Raw genomic sequence first — 17,827 nt, 5'->3', positions numbered from 1 at the left:
GAGGGCGGACGCGGCGCCGCGCGGTGCGTTAATTTAGGCGACTGGCCTGGTCTTTCCCGTCGCGGTTGTCGCATCCTCATGTTCATAACCGTGGATGCTGGAGACGGTCATGGGCGCGCATGCGGTGACGGTCAACGACGTGCTCGACGGACATGTTGCACTCGATATCCAGTGTCTGGATCACATCTATCTCAACGCCTACGTCATGAAGCTGCAGACCAGCGCACAGGTGGTGGCCTTCCTGCCCGCTCACCTTGGCTACCCGTTCCCGTCGCCGGCGTTGTTCAACCAGATCGGGCAGCGGCTCCGCCGAGCGGTCGTCTCCTACGCTGCGGCCAATGACATCCTTTGGATCAAGTTCGGTAAGGACGATGACAAGCTCGCGACCATGAGCCGCACCTGCGCCGTCAGGCCGCCACCGGCTGTTCTTCAACGAGTCCTACGACGAGGTGATGCGCCGGTTGGTCGGTAACCTGCACAAGCTCGGCTCGTGGGTCGATGACTGGCAGGTACCGACCGCCTTGGCGATCACCCAGGCCCGCCAGCGGCTGGGTGCCGAGCCGATGAAGGCGTTGTTCGAACGGGCGGCGGTGCCCCGGCGGTGCCCCTGGCCTCGGCCGGCACGAAGGGTGCCTGGCTGGCCGGTTGGCGGCTGATGGCCATCGACGCGACCAGCTTCGACGTGGCCGATACCGAGGCCAACACGGCGCGGTTTGGGCGGATGGGGTCCGGGCCCAAGGCGTCGGCCTATCCGAAGCTGCACGTCGCGGCGTTGGCCGAGTGCGGCAGCCACGCGATCACCGCCGCGGTCCTGGGCTCGTGCCGTACCGGGGAACGCACCCTGGTCGCCGGCCTGACGGCCGGGGTCGGCCCGGGCATGCTGGTGCTGGCCGACGCCGGCCTGTTCTCCTGCGAGCTGTTCGACCGGTTCGCCGCGACCCGCGCTGAGCTGGCCTGGCGGGTCGGCGCTTCGGTGTCGATCGGGCATGTCCGGTGGCTGCCCGACGGCTCCTACCAGGCGTTGATCTACGCCCCCGGCCTCAGCGCCGGGCGCCGGGCGCGGTTGGTCGAACAGGCCAAGGCCGGCCATGACGTTTCCGCCGAGCTGGTCCGGCTGGTGCGGGTGGTCGAGTACACCGTCCCCGACCGCAACCCCGACGGCGAACTGATCGTCGTGGTCACCACGGTGACCAACCCCCACGACCTGCCGGCCCTTGCGCTGGCCGAGGCGTATCACCAGCGCTGGGAGGAAGAATCCGCGCTGGACGAGATCAAAACGGACCTGCGCGGCCGCGGCGAGGTGCTGCGCTCGAAAACCCCCGACCTGGTCGAACAACAGATGTGGGGGCTGCTGCTGGCCCACTACGCCATCCGCGCCCTGCTACTGCAGGCCGCCGACCCCGCCGGCTACGACCCTGACCGCATGTCCTTCATCAAAGGGCTGCGCATCGTGCGCCGCCAGGTCACCGACCAGGCGGCCATTACCCCCTGAGCACCTCAACACCGCCCACACCGAGGCGGTCGCCGAGATCCGCCAACGGCCCAACCCGCCCCGCCGCGACCGCACCTGCCCCCGCGTCATCAAACGCGCCCGACACAACTCTTACCGCGTCAAACGCCCCGACGACCGGATAACCCGCCACCCCGGACCAGCCACACCACTCCTGGCCTGCCCCAACGGACTAACTTAACGGTATTGGGGTCAAGACCCGACCCACAACTGACCAATTCAACAATCCAGATCGGTCGTTAATTTGACATCCCCAGATGGCGCGCGCCAGAGCGGGGCGGGGGTCAGCGCGAGGAAGCCCAACGCGATGCCGGCGTAGACCCAGCGTGTCGAGGTAGCCGCGATGACCGCCCCGGCCAGCAGCGGGCCGACCGCCAATCCCAGTTGGGTGACGGTGTGGTTGAGGCCGAGCAGCATGCCGTGGCCGTCCTCCGGCGCGCCCTCCAGCAAGAACAGCACGACGAGTGTGCCCGCCTCGCAGGAGATCAGCGCGTGGGTCGCCAGGCTGGCGAGCAGCAACGGCGGTGACGACGACACGAACACCGCGGTGCCGATCGCCAGTGCCGAGCCGACCGTCACCAGAGGCAGGATGCTGCGCCAGCCGTACCGGTCGGCGGCCATGCCCCAGAAGGTGCCCGCCGCGACTGCCGTGCCGCCGCTGACGGTGAAGATGATGCCCACCCACATCGCTCGCGAGTCGGTGGTCAGGTCCGGGTCGTGCTGCAGGGTCACGGGAACGACGACCTGGATCGCTCCAGCGAAGACCGCGAGCGCCGCCACGAGGCCGAAGCCCTGATAACGATGCCGCTCGTGGACGACCCCCCGGAACTGGGTCAGCAGGCCGGTGCGCCGTCGCGCGGCGCGGTCGGGGGTGTCCGCGGTGAGCGTCGCGGCCAATCCCGTCGCGAGGAGGGTAAGCAGGGCAGCGGCCGCGAAAGCCGCGCGGAAGTCGAGGGTAGCGGCGAGCACGCCGCCGAGCCCGGGGCCCAGCAGCGCGCCGGTCGAGCGGGCCACCGAGAGGGAGGCCAACGACTTGCCTGCGGCTCCGAGGGTGCGTACGCCGTACGTCATGGCGGCCGGCACTAGCCCCGCGACGCAGCCGTGCACAATGCGTACCGCGAGGATCTCGATCGGTGCGTGGGCCACGATGAGCAGGAGCTGGGTGAAGGTGGTCGCGGCGGCTGCGCGGATCATCATCCGACGCGCACCGTAACGGTCGCTCAGCGATCCCCAGACCGGCGCGAAGATCGCACCAGCGGCGAAGGACGCGGCGATGACCGGTCCCGTCCACACGGTGGCCTGCCGGTCGCCGGCGTGGTCGGCCAGATAGAGCGGCAGCAGTGGGAGCACGACGAAGAACGCGACCGACGACGCCAGCACGATGGTGAAGAGACGGGCGGTGGGCAGCCGTACGAAATCAGTCATGACCGCTGATCCAGGCGATGGACTTCCACAACGTGATCCGGTCTCCGTCCGGGAGAGCATATCTCAGAACTTCCCGTATGTGGCCGACGAGTTCCGCGAGCGGGGTGTCGCGGTTGCCGGTCAGCAGGCGCCAGTCGAGCAGGGCCGTGGCGCGGTCGCGGCTGGTCCCGGCAAGCCGCTGCGGGATGAGGGCGAGGCAGCGGCGGCGGCAGAGATGCCAGTGATCGTCGTCGGCCGGCCCCTCGGCGAGCACCGAGTCCAGCGCGTCGAGCCGCTGGGCCCGGGTGTGTTGCGCTCCGGGGATCACGACCTCGATGCGGGTCGCCGGTCCATGCGGCACGAGTCGGCTGGATGGGGCATAGCACATCCCAAGCTTATGGCGAAGACGGCGTGCCAGTGCGCTGAGATGCGACTCACCCAGCCAATGATGGAACAGTACGTACGGGATCGGATCGGCCCCAGCCGGGCTGCTGACGGCGTCGGCGAGCTGCGGTGGGCTGTTCGGCGGCGCCATCTCAGCTGAACACGACGCGGCGAACAGTAGGTCGCCGACAGCGTCTCGCCAGCTAGCGAGCGGTCCGCCCGCCGCGACCACGCCGACCGCGTCGCTGGGCCGGAGTCCTCCGGTCAGCGCGCAGCAGATCCGTGCGGTCGAGCTTCGCAGCCCGAGGTCCAGCCATTGGGCGACCTCGCCGAGCAGGCAGCACCGCCCCGTGCCACCGCTGGACGGCGGACGACCGGGCAGGCCGTCGAGCGCGAGGCGAAGGCCGCTCACATCAGCTCGCACCTTCAGCGACGGTGCGTCGTCCGCCGCCGTCCAGGACCACGCCGCGCCGGGTGCGGCCGGCGTTCCCGGCACGACGAGCCGGATGCTCGTCGTACGGTCGACGCCGGCGGTAACGACGCTCAGCCCGCCGGTGTGCACGGCGCTGTCGAGGCCCAAGACGAGATCAGGCATGGACGGGCACCAGTGCCATGGTGGACATCAGTTCACGGGCGGTCGCGAGCTCCGCGGACCAGTCGGCACGAGTGTCGACTCGCGGGTCGCGTGAGGCCGTCACTGCGGCTCGAACAGCACCGGTACGCGCCGCGGCAGGGCCGTTCCGCACCGCGGTGAGCCCATGCAGGAGCCGGTCCAGCTCAAGCCGAACCGCGCCCCTGGCGGCGAGGGAGCGAGTGCCCGGACCGATGACGACCGTGATCGGATCGGCGATCTCCAGCGGATTGCCGTATTCGCCCACGTGACCGTAGGCGATCGCACCGGTGGCGGCCTCGGCCCGCAGGAACGCTTCGACCGCAAGGACAGTCGTCAACGGCAGCGCCGAAGGCAGCACACCGGCGAAGGCAGGGGGGCCGCGGTGACCGTGCTCCGTGTCGGTCAGCAGCGCGAGCGAGGGCGAACACGGGCGGCGACGTACCGCTTCGGCGGGCCGCAGAGTGGGTGATCGCGACACGGGCACCGCCGCGACAGCGTCAGCGAGCGTGGCGAGTACAGCATCGGGGGACGGGCCGCCGCGGTGGTCCCAGGCCACCGCAACCGTGAGTCGGTCGGCCGTATACATCTTGCGGAATTGCCGCACTCGGCGCGCCAAGGCGGGCCCCTCCGGCGCTGTCGCCCATCCGTCGTGCCCGAGGGCGTAGCCCTCCCAGAGGCACCGGCCGACGTGTGCCCACGGGTAGAAGCTCTCCGGCCGGTCACCGGTCTTCTCCCGGATTTCCTCCCGCACCACGTCGCGCTGGATCGACACCCACGCGTCGGTGTGGTTGCCACGCAGCCACTCGGCGGCCAGGCCGAGAAGCGGTGGCAGGTCGAGTCCGTAGCCGTCGGCATGGACGACTGTCAGGTCCCGACGGGTGTACCCGTTGACCGTCCCGCCCTCTGCCAGCACCTCGTCCTCGAGGTCCGCCGAGCGTGCGGACGCCCGGAAGGTGAGGTGCTCGCGCAGGTGAGCCAGCCCACCCTGGTCGGGCCACGTCTCGTCGCGGTAACCAAGGCTCCAGGACACCGCCACCGAGGCCGCCGCGCCGGGGACGTTGGTGAGCGTGATCGTGGCACCGGAGGGTAGCCGGTGGGCCTGCCAGGACGTCACGGCAACACGACCGCGTAGAGGAGATGTTCGTCGGTGTACTCCAGTTCGAGGTAGACGTCGCCGACATAATCGCTGAAGCCACCGACCGGGGTGGCCGCCAATCCGAGCGCGGCGCTAGTGAGCAGGATGTTCTGCGCGAGGTGGCCGGCTTCGAGCAGCGCGAAGCGGTAGGCGCGTTCGCCGTACTTCATCGCGCTGCGGTTGAACGCCGCCGTCATCAGGACGGTCGCGCGAGCGCCGGTGATCCAGTCAAAGCCGAAGATGTGCTGGAAGACCGGCTCGTCTTCCGCCGACCGGGAGAGCACCCGCAGGTCGTCCTCGACGATGTTGTAGTGGTAGAGGCCGTCGGCGATGTCGGCGACGTGATGGAAGCGGAGATATATCTCCACCGGGAATCGGGCACCGCCGGACGGATAGGCGCGCCGGGCCCCCACGTCGGAAGGCGCCAGGTCATGGCGGACGCCAACCGAGGCCGCGAGTACGGCGACGGTGTTCGCGGCAGTCACCGCGGTCGTGCCCGGATCCCGGGCGCTGCGGCGCGCGGCGAGCGCATCGGCCAGATCCATCGGGGGCAGCGCGGTGCGTTCCGACAGTTCGACCCGCTCGGCGCGGGGATAGCGCTTGTAGAATACCTGGGTCCATTCAGCCGGCCAGTCCGCCGGTGACGACCAGTTCTCCGGGCGGAGGTTGAGGCCCGGCATCGAGCTGACGGCGTGGAACTCGTCGTACGCGGCGCGCATCTGACGGCCTCCTGTTCTACAGAAACGGATGAGGGTGTGCCGGACGGGCCCAGCCGCTGTCGGCCGTGCCAGCGGCGACACACTCCAGCTCTTCGTTGAGGTACATGGGTTGCAGCCTGGGCGCGACCACCTTCACGGTGCGCACGCCCGCCGCGGTGAGCTCGGGCGAACCCAGGTCGACGTACGCCACGGGACCTGCCGCCTCGATTGAGCGCAGCAGATCCACCGGGTCGTACTCCACGGAACCGTCGGCAGCGCCCGCCGGGGTCCACGGCAGATAATCGATGTGGCCGGTCGTCTCGTCCTGTTGCCAGTAGAAGGCGCGATCCTCCAGGCAGCGGATGCCGTCGGCGGCGATGCCGGCAGTGTAGCAATCGGCGGGGCCAGGCAGCCGTGCGCGCAGCGCGCGGCGATAGACGACCGCCTCCATCAACGCGCCGAGCACCGCCTCGCGCAGAGTCAGCCGGGCGCAGCTGCCGGTCGTGAACCGCGGGCGACCGCCGGTGCGGTCGGTGACCAGGACCGCGACGACGTGGGCGGCGAACGGCGAGCCGATCCGGACGGCTTGGACCCCGAGCTGGTGCCGCCGCAGAGCTGCCAACTCACGGTCCAGAACCAGCGGCGCCGGGTCGATCGCCTCGGCCGGCAGCGCCCCGTAGTGCAGGCGCATGACGCCGTCCCGCTCGACGGCCTCCAGCATCCCGCGCACGATGGCCGCGCCTCGGTGCAGGCCAGCCGCCGCACCGGTGGTGAGCGGATCGCGCAGCAACGGCTCCTCCGGCGTCTCGCGGAACGGCACGAATACGAACTGCGCCGGTACGAGCAGAGGCTCCCCGTCGCTGCGCCGACCCTCGACCCAGTCACGGATGCGGTCACGTTCGGCAGTTGTACGCCGGTCGTCGCGGGCGGCCGTGTCGTAGGACAGGAACTCGGCCACGGACAGGCACGACTCGCCCCGGCTGATCAGCTCGGTCTCACTGGCGCGGACATGCCGTGACGCGTCCGGCAAGGCCAGGTTGTAGCGCTCGAAGGCCTCGAACATCGCACCGACGCGCGCTGCCGCGAGATCGAAGCCCCGGCCGCCGTTGGCCACGGTTCGGACGTACCCGCCAGGGCTCAGCAGCCTGGTCGGCCCAATCTCGGCACGCCACATCGGCCACTTGGGCTCGTCGTGGAAGTAGTCCTGCTCCTCGGCGAAGACCGTCACGATGCCGTACGTTTGGTCGACCAGCGGCAGGAAGCGGTGCAGTAGCCGACGTGCGTCCGGCTCGCCCCGGCCGTGAGTCGCGTCAATGACGCTCGATAGGGGGTTCATGGCCGCCGCCCCAACCGCCGCACGGCGAGCCGGCAGTCGTCGCAGGCCGGTGACTGCAACACCGCCGACCGAGCGATGGTGAGGGCACGGGTCTCGAACGACAGGACGTGACCAAGCGTCCGCGGGGCCATCGGGCTCGACCCGTAAGCCTTCACCTCGGCGGCGACGGCCGCGACCGCGAACGATTCGTGATATTCGCGTCCGACGGGCGCCGGGCCAGTTACCCCGACCGGCTCACGGAACGCCGCTGGTATGCCGGTGTTGCTGTAGCGGCGGTCGGTAGCGCAGCGGAAACAGGACGTCATGCCGGCCAGCGACAAGGGACCCAGGACGACCTGATGGTCGAGCAGCCGGACCGGCAGCCAGGGCCGCCCCGCGACGGCCATGCGGTGGTTGATATCGAGGAGCCCGGCGTCGTCGCCGCGGAAGTCCAGCACGACGGTCAGCTGCCGACCCGACGAGACGGGGTCCTCCTCGGACGTCAGCCATTTGCCGAGGGTGCCGCGGGCAAGCCCGTCCGCGATGCCGCCCGGGTCGTCGTTGAGCGTGGTGAGCTTTACGGGAACGGCCGCGTCGGCCACCGTCGCGTCCTCGGTGACGAACACCCCCGCGTCGGTCAGCTGTTCGACGAACGCGGCGGCGTCCTCCGTCTCGGGCAACTCCGCCGATACCGCCGCCGTCAGCTCGTCGGTAGAGCACCGGTTGCCGTCGCCGGGCGGTATGCGCTCCCGCAGCCCGGCGAGCGCCTCCGCGGCGATGCCGTGCACGACAAAGCCGGTCTGCCGGTCGGCGAGCAGGATGCTGACCGTCCCGTCTTCGTCGAGGAATCTAAGACTTTCGTTCCACTTGTACACGGCTCCTCCTGGCCAGGTTGCGTTGGAGCACGTCCCAGTCGTGACCGCTACGGCTCGGCAGTGCCCGGCAGAAGTCGACGATCTGCGACGCGTCAGGAACGAATGGTGCGAACTTCCCGGTGATCGCCGACCATGAGGGATCGGGCCGCACCCCGCCGAAGACCAGCTCGTGGTCGGTCTCCCGGCCGTCGCGGCCGAGCACCGTCAAGGCCCCAGACAATGTGTCAGCAAAGGTGCTCAGTTCCCCGTCGACGGTGCCGACAGCGAGGGCGCGGGCGAGGGCGCGGACGTCCGGCCGGTTGATCTCCGTCTGGGTGAACGCCGCCGGCGACAGACCCTCCAGCCAGGCGTACGCGACCAGGTAGGGAAGGCTGAACCGAGCCTGTGGCACGGTGTCCGGCAGCGGGAAGCGGCTGGCGTGCCGGATGTAGGCGGGCACAGCGATCCGGACAGGACGCGTTCCACGGGTGGCGGTGGCGCGGAGCCGTTCGATCTGCGACAGGGTCTGGTCGAAGTAGGCGCAGGCCGGATAGTGCTTGATGTGGCTCGGCAGCAGCTCAGCGGCGGGCGCGGCGCCGAACACCTGCGGATGGTCACCGAGCCAGGTGGGATTCTCCCGGTACGCGGTCAGTTCGCGCAGCGCGGTCAGCCAGCTCGCGGGTTCGGCGGACAGGGATGGCGCGAATTGCCCAGCCTGCCAGCCGACCCGGGCCGCGTTGGCCACCTGGAACGGCTTGAGATCGCTGCCGAAGCCGTGCAGCGTGCCGGCGAGCGAGGTGCCGGCCAGCGACATCGCTCGGTCGATCGCCTCCGGAGTACGGGAGATCCACCATGCGGTCGCCGCGGCTGCGGCCAGCCCGCCGAACAAGGTGGTCGCGTGCCGTCCGGTCGGCGCGAGGGAATCCCCGAATCGCGCACCGAGCACGCACATGACCTCATGCGCCACGAGATAGATCTGCAATGCGTCGGCCGGATCACCACCGTGCGTCTCCATCAAGCAGGTTGCGAGCGGCCACAGCACGGCCGCGGGGTGACCGGCCGACACATAATGCACCGGATCCCAGTCGTCGAGGTGCGCGTGCAGCACGTTGAGCATCAGCGCGTCGCCGGGGGCCGACCGGGCAGGGAGTCCCCAGACCGGGTGCGAGCCGGCCGGAGGCTGCGGCTGCTGCTGGCGGCGCGCCGCGACGATTGCACAGCCCAACACGTCGGCTAGCACCATCGCGGCGTCCTCGGTGGCCTTGTCCGACTGCGGGAGCTTCTCGGCACCGTCACAGACGGCGGCCGGCAGGTCCTCGGGCTTAATGCTCGTCATGGCGGGTCCTGGTCGGTTCGGAGGTTCGGCATTTAGGTCCCGGACCTGTCCCGTGGAGCGGCGGTCCGCTCCACGGGACAGACATGCATTAGATGCGGCCGTTGTCCGAGGACGGGTTGACCATCGCGTGGCCGTTGTCCGAGGACGGGTTGACCATCGCGTGGCCGTTGTCCGAGGACGGGTTGACCATCGCGTGGCCGTTGTCCGAGGACGGGTTGACCATCGCGTGGCCGTTGTCCGAGGACGGGTTGACCATCGCGTGGCCGTTGTCCGAGGACGTTCGAGGCGCTCCGACGCCAAACGGCGTGAGCTTGATGGCCATGTTGCACTCCTTTCGCAGTCGGGGGCCCTGACTGATCCGCCGTCATTGTTGCCCCCGCGAAACAACTGACGACATATCTACATTAATCAATCTAAACACCAATAGTCAAGAGGTGCTACGAGATTAGTAGAGCTATTCTGACGACCGATTTTTGGGGTACACGGAATTGTGCGCCACACGTGCTGTGGCACACGGCGGATGAAATCGCCGGGTCAGCTCAACTGCGCGTGTACTAGCACTCTCACCTGGCGCTCTAGCTCGGCAGGTACCGCCGCCGCTTCAGCGAGGAGGACATCGGCAGCGGCCGCTCCGAGCTCGGCGCGCAATTCTTCCGCGTGGGCGAGAATTTTCTCGTAAACGGCTAGCTGACGACCCTTCCAGTCGGGCGTCTCAGTAATTGAAAGCGTTTGAAATCCAGCTTCGGACAGTAATTCTCGATAATCCAGGTAATCCGGTTGCCACGATGTGAAAACGAATGGTGCCGCGACCTTGAGGACCCGGGCGATCTCGCGGAATGCCGCCGGTTTGTCGAGCACCATCCACAACGCGTCGACCGACATTGCCGCGTCGCAGGAGCGCGCGGGCAGTCCGGTCGCCGTCATCGAGGTTGCCACATAGGTCGCGTCACCAACGCCGAACAGCCGGGCGCGTTCCCGGGCGTTGCGCACCGCCTCCTCGGAGATGTCCACACCGGTGAGGGCCGTGCCGAGCTCCCGTGCCACCCACAGACCTGGCCCGCCGCGGCCGGAGCCGAGATCAAGTAGGTGGGCCGGGGCAGCCGATCCCAGCAGGCCGGCGAACCTCCGCAGGTCGGACAGGGTCACGAAGCTCATCGGATCGATGTCCGCGGAGTAGTCGTCGCCGTAGACCTCCCGCCAGATGCTTTGCAACGTCGTGCCGGACCCGCCGCGGGCGTACACGGGCCGGTAGCGCTCCTCGTCGTTGCTCCACGCACCGCTTCCGCCTCCGGCCGCACCGGCCAGGTCGGCGACCGCCCGGTCCAATCCGGCCACGAGATCGTCGCGGAGTTGCTCGATGGTCGCGCGATGGTAGAGGTCGGTGCGGTACTCCAAGTAGCCCCGCAGACCCCGGTCACCGCGGGCAAGCCAGATGGACAGGTCAAATTTGGCCACTCCCGGGTCGAAGTGAACCGGCTCGGTGACGGCCCCGGGCAGTCTGATCGCGTCTACCGGGTCGTTCTGCAGCACCAGCGACGTACGGTACAGCCGGTTGGTGCCACGCAGCGGAGCCAGCTCGTCGGCGACGATCCCGTGCGGCACGTCCTGGTGGGACAACGCTGCGAGGGTGCTCCGCCGCACCCGGCGGAGCAGCTCCGGGAAATCCGCTGTGGCGGCATCGTCAACATTGAGGACCACGGTGTTCGCCAGCAGGCCGATCACATTCTCGAACGCGGGGTGGGTACGGCCGGCGGCCACCGTTCCGATCGCCCCGCAAGGTTGATCCGCGCGCTGGGCCAGCAGGCGATAGAGCGTCGCGGCGAGCACCATGAACAGGGTTGCGCCCGACCGCTGACCAGCACGTGCCACGGCGTCGGTCAGCGTGGCGTCGATCTCCAACTCGACCAGCGCTCCGCCCGGCCCCGCGTCCTCCGGCGTGCGGTCCGGCGGCAGCGCCAGTGGCACCGAGTCGCGCAGCGTGTCTCGCCAGTAGGCCCTCTCCTCGTCAAGATCACCCGCTTCGAGGCGCCGCGCCTGCCAGGCCGCGTAATCGAAGAAGTCGAACTTCACCGGGTCCTCGGTGACGTCGCCGCCGCGGTAGATACGGCCGATCTCATCGCACAGCAGACCGTAGGACCAGCCATCGACGGCCGCGTGGTGCACGTTGAGCACCAGCAGGTGCCGGTCGGCGGCCTCGCGCACGAGGAGTGCCCGGATCGGGCTGTCGGCGGTCACGTCGATCGGGCACCGCTGAGCCTTGCCCAGGACCTTCTCGACCTCGTCACGGGACGCGCCGGTGAGATCCACGACGCCGAACGGCACCGACGCGTCCGGCAAGATGCGGGCACGCACGCCGTCGGGCGTATCGACCAGGCGCATCCGCAGCACGTCGTGCCGTGCGGCCAGCGTGGTCAACGCTGCGTGCAGCCGCGCCGGGTCGAGGTCGCCATGGAACCGGCAGGCCAGCGGCACCAGGAAAGCCAGCGGATCGCGTGCCGACCAACGCTGAATGTCTCGCAGGGCCAGCGGCACCTCTCGCAGTGCGCCGCGGCCGGCCGCCCGCTCCGGCTGGATCGATGAGCGCCGCCGCAGGTTGGGCGCATAGTCAGCGGCCACCGGGTGGTCGAAGATTTCGCGGATGTCCGCCTCCCAGCCGCTGTTCTTGCGGATCTGGTTTATGGCGCGCATCGCCAACAGCGAGTTGCCGCCCAGCTCGAAGAAGTCATCGAGACGGCCAACCTCCGGCACACCGAGGACCGTCTTCCAGGCATCGCAGACCACACGCTCACGGTCGCCGATCGGCGGGCCACCCCTGCCGACGAGCTGTGTCTCCACCGGGAGGGCGGCCAGCCCAAGGTAGTCGATCTTGCCTTGCGCTGTGCGTGGCAGCCGGTCGATCGCCACGATCACGTCGGGTATGAGGTAGCCCGGCAGCCGCTCACGCAATGCCGAGCGCAGCCCTGCGGCGTCCGCCGCGGTAGCGGCATCAGCGGCAGAGTAGTACGCCACCAGCCGGGTGCCGACGCCGCCCGCGGCGCCGACGACGGCGACCTCGCGGACAGGCGCGGCAGCGTGGATCGCGGCCTCGACCTCGCCCGGTTCTACGCGGTTGCCTCGGATCTTGAGCTGCCGGTCGGCGCGGCCCAGATATTCGAGCTCGCCACCGGGCAGCCAGCGGCCACGGTCCCCGGTGCGGTACATCCGGGGCCCGGCCTGCCCACACTCCCCCGCCGTGCGCGCTGCCCCGGCGAATGGATCGGGCACGAATCGCGCGTTCGTCTGAACCGGGTCGAGATAGCCGCGGGCCAGGCCCGCTCCGCCGATCACGATCTCGCCGACCTCACCGGGAGCGACCGGGGCCCCATTGTCGTCCAGCAGATACACCCGGGTACCGGGTAGAGGCGTACCGATTATGCTGCGTCCCCTGTCGGCGTCCGGATCGACCGGATGCCAGGTGGTGACGAGCGTGCACTCGGTGGGTCCGTAGTGGTTGACGAGCCGCCCGAAGTGCCGCAAGTCGGCGCCCTGAGCCAGTAACGGCGTGATGCTCTCCCCACTGACATAGGCGGCCTTGAGGTGTAACTCGTCGAGGCGGCCATCGGACCGGGCGGCTTCGAGCAGTTCGGCGGCGAACGACGGCACGATGCCCAAGATCTGGGTAACACCGGTGGCGGCGATCACGTCGAGCAGATGCCGGGGATCGCGGGCCCGGCCAGGCTCCGGCAAGGCCACCCGGGCGCCGGCCATGAGCGGGAGGAAGATCTCGCGCAACGAAGGGTCGAACCCGATGGCGCTGATCTGCAGCGCCACGTCGCGCGCGTCCAGATCAATGTAGGTGCGCCGGGCCTCAGCGAGCTGGTGGGCCAGTGCGCGATGCTCGACCATCACACCCTTGGGCGCACCGGTCGAGCCTGAGGTGAACATGATGTAGGCGAGGTCGTCGGCGGCCGGCTCATCCCAGCTGTCCGCCGGCAGTCCTCCGAGTCCCAGCTCCCGGTCGAGAAACGTCGCCGGGCGGGCGAAATGCCGGCCCAGCCGACTGTCGGTGAGGACATGCCGGGCGTCGGCCGACCGGATCATCGCCTCGAGCCGAGCCGGCGGCTGCGCCGGATCCAATGGTAGATAGACGCACCCTGCCTGCCAGATACCGAGGACTGCGGCCACCAGATCGGAGGATCGCTCGAGATGTACGCCGACTACACTCTGAGCTTGTAGTGATGCGCTGCGGAGCATACCGGCGATCCGCGCGGCACGACCAAGCAGTTCCGCGTACGTGACCCGGCTGTCGCCCGATATCAACGCTGTCGCGGACGGCGTTTCACGTCCCTGGCTCTCGATTAGATGATGCAAATAGGTACCGGTAGCGATCGGCAGCGTCATCAGCGAAGCCCCTATGCCTATACGTGTGGCATCGAATTCGGGTGTCGTGATTGGGCCCCGCGAACAAATGTCGGACTGGGCCTGAAGAATTGCGCGATGCGGCCGATTCCGTGCAGCAGCGCGGGCACCCGATTTGCCGAGTCTAGGCGAAGTTACCTGTGGACTGTCAAGTCGATCAATGAAGAAATTTTCGGCTTGGGCGTCCGCCTCTTGGGTTGCAGGGCCATGGCGATCGGGCCTAGCATCGAGTACGACCGAGTCGCACATCAATCCTTTATCCAACGGGGGACGCCGAACATGCCCATCAATTCGTTGGCTGAACTGCGCTTTTCCCGTACGTTCGCTCGAAACGATCTTAGATCTACAACCGACTATTCAATATTCCGCTGTGGACGCGCTGCCCTCTTGGCCGTATGATCGCGCCCGGGTCCCAACGGCCGCTGCGGCTGGTGGTGATCGGCAGTGGCGCCTTGGCGCGGGTGGTGTGCTACACGCTCGCCGGTGTCTGCACCGAGCCGATGACGATCCTGATTCTGGGACGTGCCCCTCAACGGCTCGCGGACTTGTGCTTCGTCGCGCAAGCCAGGGCCACCGCCTCCGGCGTTCCCGTCTCGTTCACCGGCATGGCCACCGACATCACCGACCCGGCCTCGATCGCCCCAGCCCTGCGTGGGACCGCCGAAGGCGTGGTTCTGGTCTGCGCCTCGGAGCAGTCGCCTTGGGAGGCGGGCCACCAGCCATCGGCTTGGACGGCCTTCGTCCGCCGCGCCGGTTATGGCGTGACGTTACCGCTACAGGCCACCGTGGCGCTCGCGGCAGCCCGGGCGCTGCAGATCGCGAAGGTGCCGATGACTCTGGTCAATGCGTGCCTGCCGGATGCGGTCAACCCCGCCTTGGCCGCACTCGGCTTGCCCCTCTTGTGCGGGGTGGGTAACGTCGCGACGCTGACGGCGTCTCTGCGGGCCGCCCTGGCCACAGCGGCCGACGGCCACACGCTGCGCGTGGTGGCACACCACGCGCACTTGCACACGCCGGAGCAAGACGCCGACGAATTGCGCGCCTGGCTGGACGACACTGAGGTTCAAGACGTCACGACTTTGCTACGTCCGCAGCGCGACACTGATCGTGGTGAACTGAACCAGGTCACGGGGCACGTCGCCGCGCTCTTCCTGCTCGACCTAATCCGCGGAGCGGGCTTCGCAGCGAACGTCCCCGGCCCGCTCGGGCTAGCCGGCGGCTACCCGGTACGGATCACCGGCGATCGGGTCGAGCTCGACCTGCCCGCAGCCCTGCCGCTAGCCACGGCAGTGGACAGCAATCGCCAGGCCGGCCTGCGCGACGGCATCGACATCCACGACGGCCGGGCCGACTTCGGCCCAGCCGCCGCGTCCCTCCTGCACCGCCACCGGTCACCGCTCGCTGGCGGCTTCGCCCTGTCCGAACTGCCGAGCGCCCGGCGTGAGCTGCTCACCTTGCGCGACGCCCTGCGCCGGCAGCCCGAGGTAAAGGATGACCATCATGACCATGTCAGCCACGACGCTGGACCAGCGCCGGTCCACAAGTCGTAACGTCCTGCTTGACCACTACGACGAACTCCCCGAGATCATCCGTGCCGCCGGCGCTAATCCCGCACCAGTCACCGAACCTGAGGCGTTCTCGCCCGGATTCCAGTTCCCGCAGCTCGACGCAGCGACCCGCCGCTTCCTCGAGGTCGCTGAGGTTGCCTGGACACCGCTGCCCGACTATCGGGATCGGCAGGTGCGGCTGCTCGACCTGATGCGCAACCCTGGCACGAACACCACGAAAACCCTGGCGTCCCTGCTGATCGTTGCACGGGCGGTCGAATTCATCCGGCGCACGGGAGAATCGATAGTGATCTTCTCTCCGACATCCGCGAACAAGGGCACGGCACTGCGCGACGCGGTCTGGCGGGCGATCGACGCCGGGCTCGTCACCGCCGAGCAACTCCGCGTGGTGATCCTCGCCCCCCGGTCCTGCCTGGACAAACAGCGCCGCAGCCCGCTCTCCGACGACGAGCGGCTGCGGGCGCTCAACCCACTGCTTATCCTCGACGGAGACGAGCCGGAGCAGGTCAAGGTGCTGGGCCGCAAGTTCGTCGCGGCGCACGCCAGCGAGTTCCGCCGCCGCCATGGCGCCCATCTGTGGTTCTCGCTCGAGCTGACCAACTATCTGATCGCCGACGCGACGCGGGCGTTCTTCGAGCAGGAGATCTCGCCCAGTACCGGCAGGCGCCTACACGCACATGCCGTCTCCAGCGCCTTCGGACTGCTCGGGTACAACCTGGGCCGCGATGTCCTCGAGTCACGCGGAGCCGCGAGCGTGGCCGATCGGCCGGGCTTCCTGCTGGTCCAGCACCTGGGCACCCCCGACATGGTCCTCAACCTGCGGTTCGGCAGCTTTGACCGGCGCAACATGCCGACCTACCGGCTCGAGCACGGCCTCCATCGGCAGGACTCCGACCCGCACTTCCCGTGGGTCACCCATGACCCGAACGAGATTCTCGACCCGACCTTCTACACGCATCGGCCGCCCACATCGCCGGCGATGAACGACCTGATCGCTCAGCACGGCGGTACCGGGATCGTGGTCTCGCTACACGAGTGCCTCGAGCGTCTTCCGCTGCTGCGCACCTGGCTGCCGCAACTGCCAGCCGACCCGCGCACCCTTCGCGAATGGTCGCTGGTAATGGCGTTGACCGGCCTGCTGAACGCCGTCGACCGCGACTTGATCGACGACCGTGACGAGTTGGTCGTACACGGCTCGGGCACATATTCACCCGCCGACTTCGCCACCCTCGAACCTGGCCGAACGGTTCAGGTGACGAATGTCGAGGATATGGAGAAGTCGCTGCTCATCGAGTGACCTGCCACCCTCCGCGGAATCCCGAAAAATCCGGCGCACTATTTACATGCGCCCTTTCGTGTTACTGCGAGATTTACTCCGGCGGCCACCCAAATACCGTTATGGGAATTGTATTCAGACTGAGGAGATCACATGCCAGTCCTCGACTGTGCGTCGACTCTGTCCGGCGCACTGGCGGAACAGGGTTTCGCACCATTCTTCGGCACGCCGTGCGGCATCCTAGCGCCACTCTACGATCGGCTAGAGGCGTCCGCAGACCTGTGGACGGTCTCCCGTGAGGACAATGCCGTGGGCATCGCCGCCGGGAGCGCGCTGTCCGGGAAGCACCCCGTCGTCCTCATGCAGAATTCGGGTCTCGGTCAGTCGGTGAACGCCCTCGCTTCACTCGTCGTGCCCTACCGGATCCCGATGCTGCTGGTCGTCAGCATGCGCGGGACGCCGCCCGACACCACCACGGAGAACCTGGTCATGGGCCGCCTCACCAAACTACTGCTCACCGAGGCCGGGGTCCCGGTCGCACACCTGGACCCGGCCAGCCTGCCCGCTCAGGCGGCCTGGGCCCATGATCTCGTCGTCCGACACCGCCAGCCGGCCGCCCTGCTCGTGCCTCCGTCACTCTTCGGGTGGCAGGCATGAATAAGACGCAAGCCATCCGCGCGGCCATCGAGGCCGCAGCCAGCGAACCGATGATCTTCACCACCGGATACTCGTGCCGCATCGCCAGAAGCATCGCTGACCGGCCGAGCCATTTTTACATGACCGGCAGCATGGGGCTGGCCGCCGCGCTTGGCACTGGCATCGCCATGGCGGGCCGGCGTGTCGTGGTCGTGGACGGCGACGGCGCGCTAGCCATGAACCCCGGCTGCCTGCTCACCGCCGGGGCCGCACCGCATCTCCCTCTCTTCCATCTGCTCCTCGACGATGGCCTCTACGAGTCCACCGGAGGCCAGGCAGTCCCGTCGCGGCGCGTCAACTACACCGCACTGGCCCGCGCCGCTGGCTACGGCGACGTCTGGCACGTCGACGACCTGGACAAGCTCACCGAGATGCTGCAGAGCGAGATCCCTCGTTGCACGAGCCCCACGTTCGTCCACTGCGAGCTCACGGATCGCGATGAGTCCGGCCCCCCGCCGAGGATCGACGCCGAACTCGTCGACCATCAGCAGCGCTTCAGTCAGTACCTCGCCTCGACCGCTCGGTAGAACCCCACCGCCTGTCACGATGGATCGAAGCATGAGCGCACGAGCGATCAGCTCCCGACGCGAGGATCCGCTGACACGGCGTACGGGACACGAGTGTGCAGCGACGGGCGACA

The 17,827-nt window shown here is 68.5% G+C and carries 16 protein-coding genes; 7 read left to right on the top strand and 9 right to left on the bottom strand.

Features of this window, described 5'->3' with window-relative positions; translation table 11 throughout:
• Positions 1–94: 94 nt before the first annotated feature.
• From ACQP2P_RS15685 to ACQP2P_RS15675, 3 genes are read left to right on the top strand one after another with little or no spacing between them, the layout of a single operon-like run.
• Positions 95–472 carry a hypothetical protein gene (locus ACQP2P_RS15685; protein ID WP_433616740.1) on the top strand — a complete coding sequence of 126 codons (378 nt, stop codon included), beginning with the start codon at positions 95–97 and terminating at the stop codon, positions 470–472.
• Positions 453–656, top strand: coding sequence for a transposase domain-containing protein (locus ACQP2P_RS15680; RefSeq protein ID WP_433616738.1), 204 nt, complete (start codon positions 453–455; stop codon positions 654–656). The genes ACQP2P_RS15685 and ACQP2P_RS15680 overlap by 20 nt, the downstream gene beginning before the upstream one ends.
• Complete coding sequence (locus ACQP2P_RS15675; RefSeq protein ID WP_433616736.1) at positions 656–1,492, top strand: IS4 family transposase; 837 nt, start codon at positions 656–658, stop codon at positions 1,490–1,492. The genes ACQP2P_RS15680 and ACQP2P_RS15675 overlap by 1 nt, the downstream gene beginning before the upstream one ends.
• A gap of 237 nt (positions 1,493–1,729) precedes the next feature.
• On the opposite strand, the gene ACQP2P_RS15670 is transcribed toward ACQP2P_RS15675, so the two are convergent.
• The 9 genes from ACQP2P_RS15670 to ACQP2P_RS15630 all read right to left on the bottom strand — a co-directional run bounded on the left by ACQP2P_RS15670 (position 1,730) and on the right by ACQP2P_RS15630 (position 13,629).
• Positions 1,730–2,935 carry an MFS transporter gene (locus ACQP2P_RS15670; RefSeq protein ID WP_433616735.1) on the bottom strand — a complete coding sequence of 402 codons (1,206 nt, stop codon included), beginning with the start codon at positions 2,933–2,935 and terminating at the stop codon, positions 1,730–1,732.
• Positions 2,928–3,893, bottom strand: a complete 966-nt coding sequence (locus tag ACQP2P_RS15665; RefSeq protein WP_433616734.1) for a hypothetical protein — start codon at positions 3,891–3,893, stop codon at positions 2,928–2,930. Before ACQP2P_RS15665 ends, ACQP2P_RS15670 begins: the two co-directional genes overlap by 8 nt.
• Positions 3,886–5,025 (bottom strand): insulinase family protein, encoded by a 1,140-nt coding sequence (locus tag ACQP2P_RS15660; RefSeq protein ID WP_433616733.1) that lies wholly within the window; start codon positions 5,023–5,025, stop codon positions 3,886–3,888. Before ACQP2P_RS15660 ends, ACQP2P_RS15665 begins: the two co-directional genes overlap by 8 nt.
• The gene (locus tag ACQP2P_RS15655) at positions 5,022–5,765 is read right to left on the bottom strand and encodes a SagB/ThcOx family dehydrogenase (protein WP_433616732.1); all 744 of its coding nucleotides are present in this window, start codon (positions 5,763–5,765) and stop codon (positions 5,022–5,024) included. Before ACQP2P_RS15655 ends, ACQP2P_RS15660 begins: the two co-directional genes overlap by 4 nt.
• A gap of 16 nt (positions 5,766–5,781) precedes the next feature.
• On the bottom strand, positions 5,782–7,080 hold the full coding sequence (locus tag ACQP2P_RS15650; RefSeq protein ID WP_433616730.1) for a YcaO-like family protein: 1,299 nt from the start codon (positions 7,078–7,080) through the stop codon (positions 5,782–5,784).
• Positions 7,077–7,934, bottom strand: coding sequence for a TOMM precursor leader peptide-binding protein (locus ACQP2P_RS15645; protein ID WP_433616728.1), 858 nt, complete (start codon positions 7,932–7,934; stop codon positions 7,077–7,079). The genes ACQP2P_RS15650 and ACQP2P_RS15645 overlap by 4 nt, the downstream gene beginning before the upstream one ends.
• Positions 7,909–9,249 carry an MmgE/PrpD family protein gene (locus ACQP2P_RS15640; protein ID WP_433616727.1) on the bottom strand — a complete coding sequence of 447 codons (1,341 nt, stop codon included), beginning with the start codon at positions 9,247–9,249 and terminating at the stop codon, positions 7,909–7,911. The genes ACQP2P_RS15645 and ACQP2P_RS15640 overlap by 26 nt, the downstream gene beginning before the upstream one ends.
• Positions 9,250–9,337: 88 nt before the next feature.
• A complete protein-coding gene (locus tag ACQP2P_RS15635; RefSeq protein WP_433616725.1) occupies positions 9,338–9,571 on the bottom strand; it encodes a hypothetical protein in 234 nt (77 codons plus the stop codon).
• Between the two features lie 212 nt (positions 9,572–9,783).
• Positions 9,784–13,629, bottom strand: a complete 3,846-nt coding sequence (locus ACQP2P_RS15630) for an amino acid adenylation domain-containing protein (protein ID WP_433616723.1) — start codon at positions 13,627–13,629, stop codon at positions 9,784–9,786.
• 413 nt (positions 13,630–14,042) lie between these two features.
• Between ACQP2P_RS15630 and ACQP2P_RS15625 the strand changes: the two genes are divergently transcribed.
• From ACQP2P_RS15625 to ACQP2P_RS15610, 4 genes are all read left to right on the top strand, one after another.
• Positions 14,043–15,197 (top strand): potassium transporter TrkA, encoded by a 1,155-nt coding sequence (locus ACQP2P_RS15625; protein WP_433616722.1) that lies wholly within the window; start codon positions 14,043–14,045, stop codon positions 15,195–15,197.
• Entirely contained in the window at positions 15,139–16,512 is a 1,374-nt protein-coding gene (locus tag ACQP2P_RS15620; RefSeq protein WP_433616721.1) for a DUF6002 family protein, read from the top strand. Before ACQP2P_RS15625 ends, ACQP2P_RS15620 begins: the two co-directional genes overlap by 59 nt.
• Before the next feature lie 132 nt (positions 16,513–16,644).
• On the top strand, positions 16,645–17,148 hold the full coding sequence (locus tag ACQP2P_RS15615; protein ID WP_433616720.1) for a thiamine pyrophosphate-binding protein: 504 nt from the start codon (positions 16,645–16,647) through the stop codon (positions 17,146–17,148).
• Entirely contained in the window at positions 17,145–17,714 is a 570-nt protein-coding gene (locus ACQP2P_RS15610) for a thiamine pyrophosphate-dependent enzyme (RefSeq protein WP_433616719.1), read from the top strand. Before ACQP2P_RS15615 ends, ACQP2P_RS15610 begins: the two co-directional genes overlap by 4 nt.
• Positions 17,715–17,827: the final 113 nt, after the last annotated feature.

Origin of the sequence: Dactylosporangium sp. CA-139114 (genome assembly GCF_050955725.1) — a bacterium.
GTDB lineage: Bacteria > Actinomycetota > Actinomycetes > Mycobacteriales > Micromonosporaceae > Dactylosporangium.
This window is presented reverse-complemented; position numbering and strand designations above follow the sequence as displayed.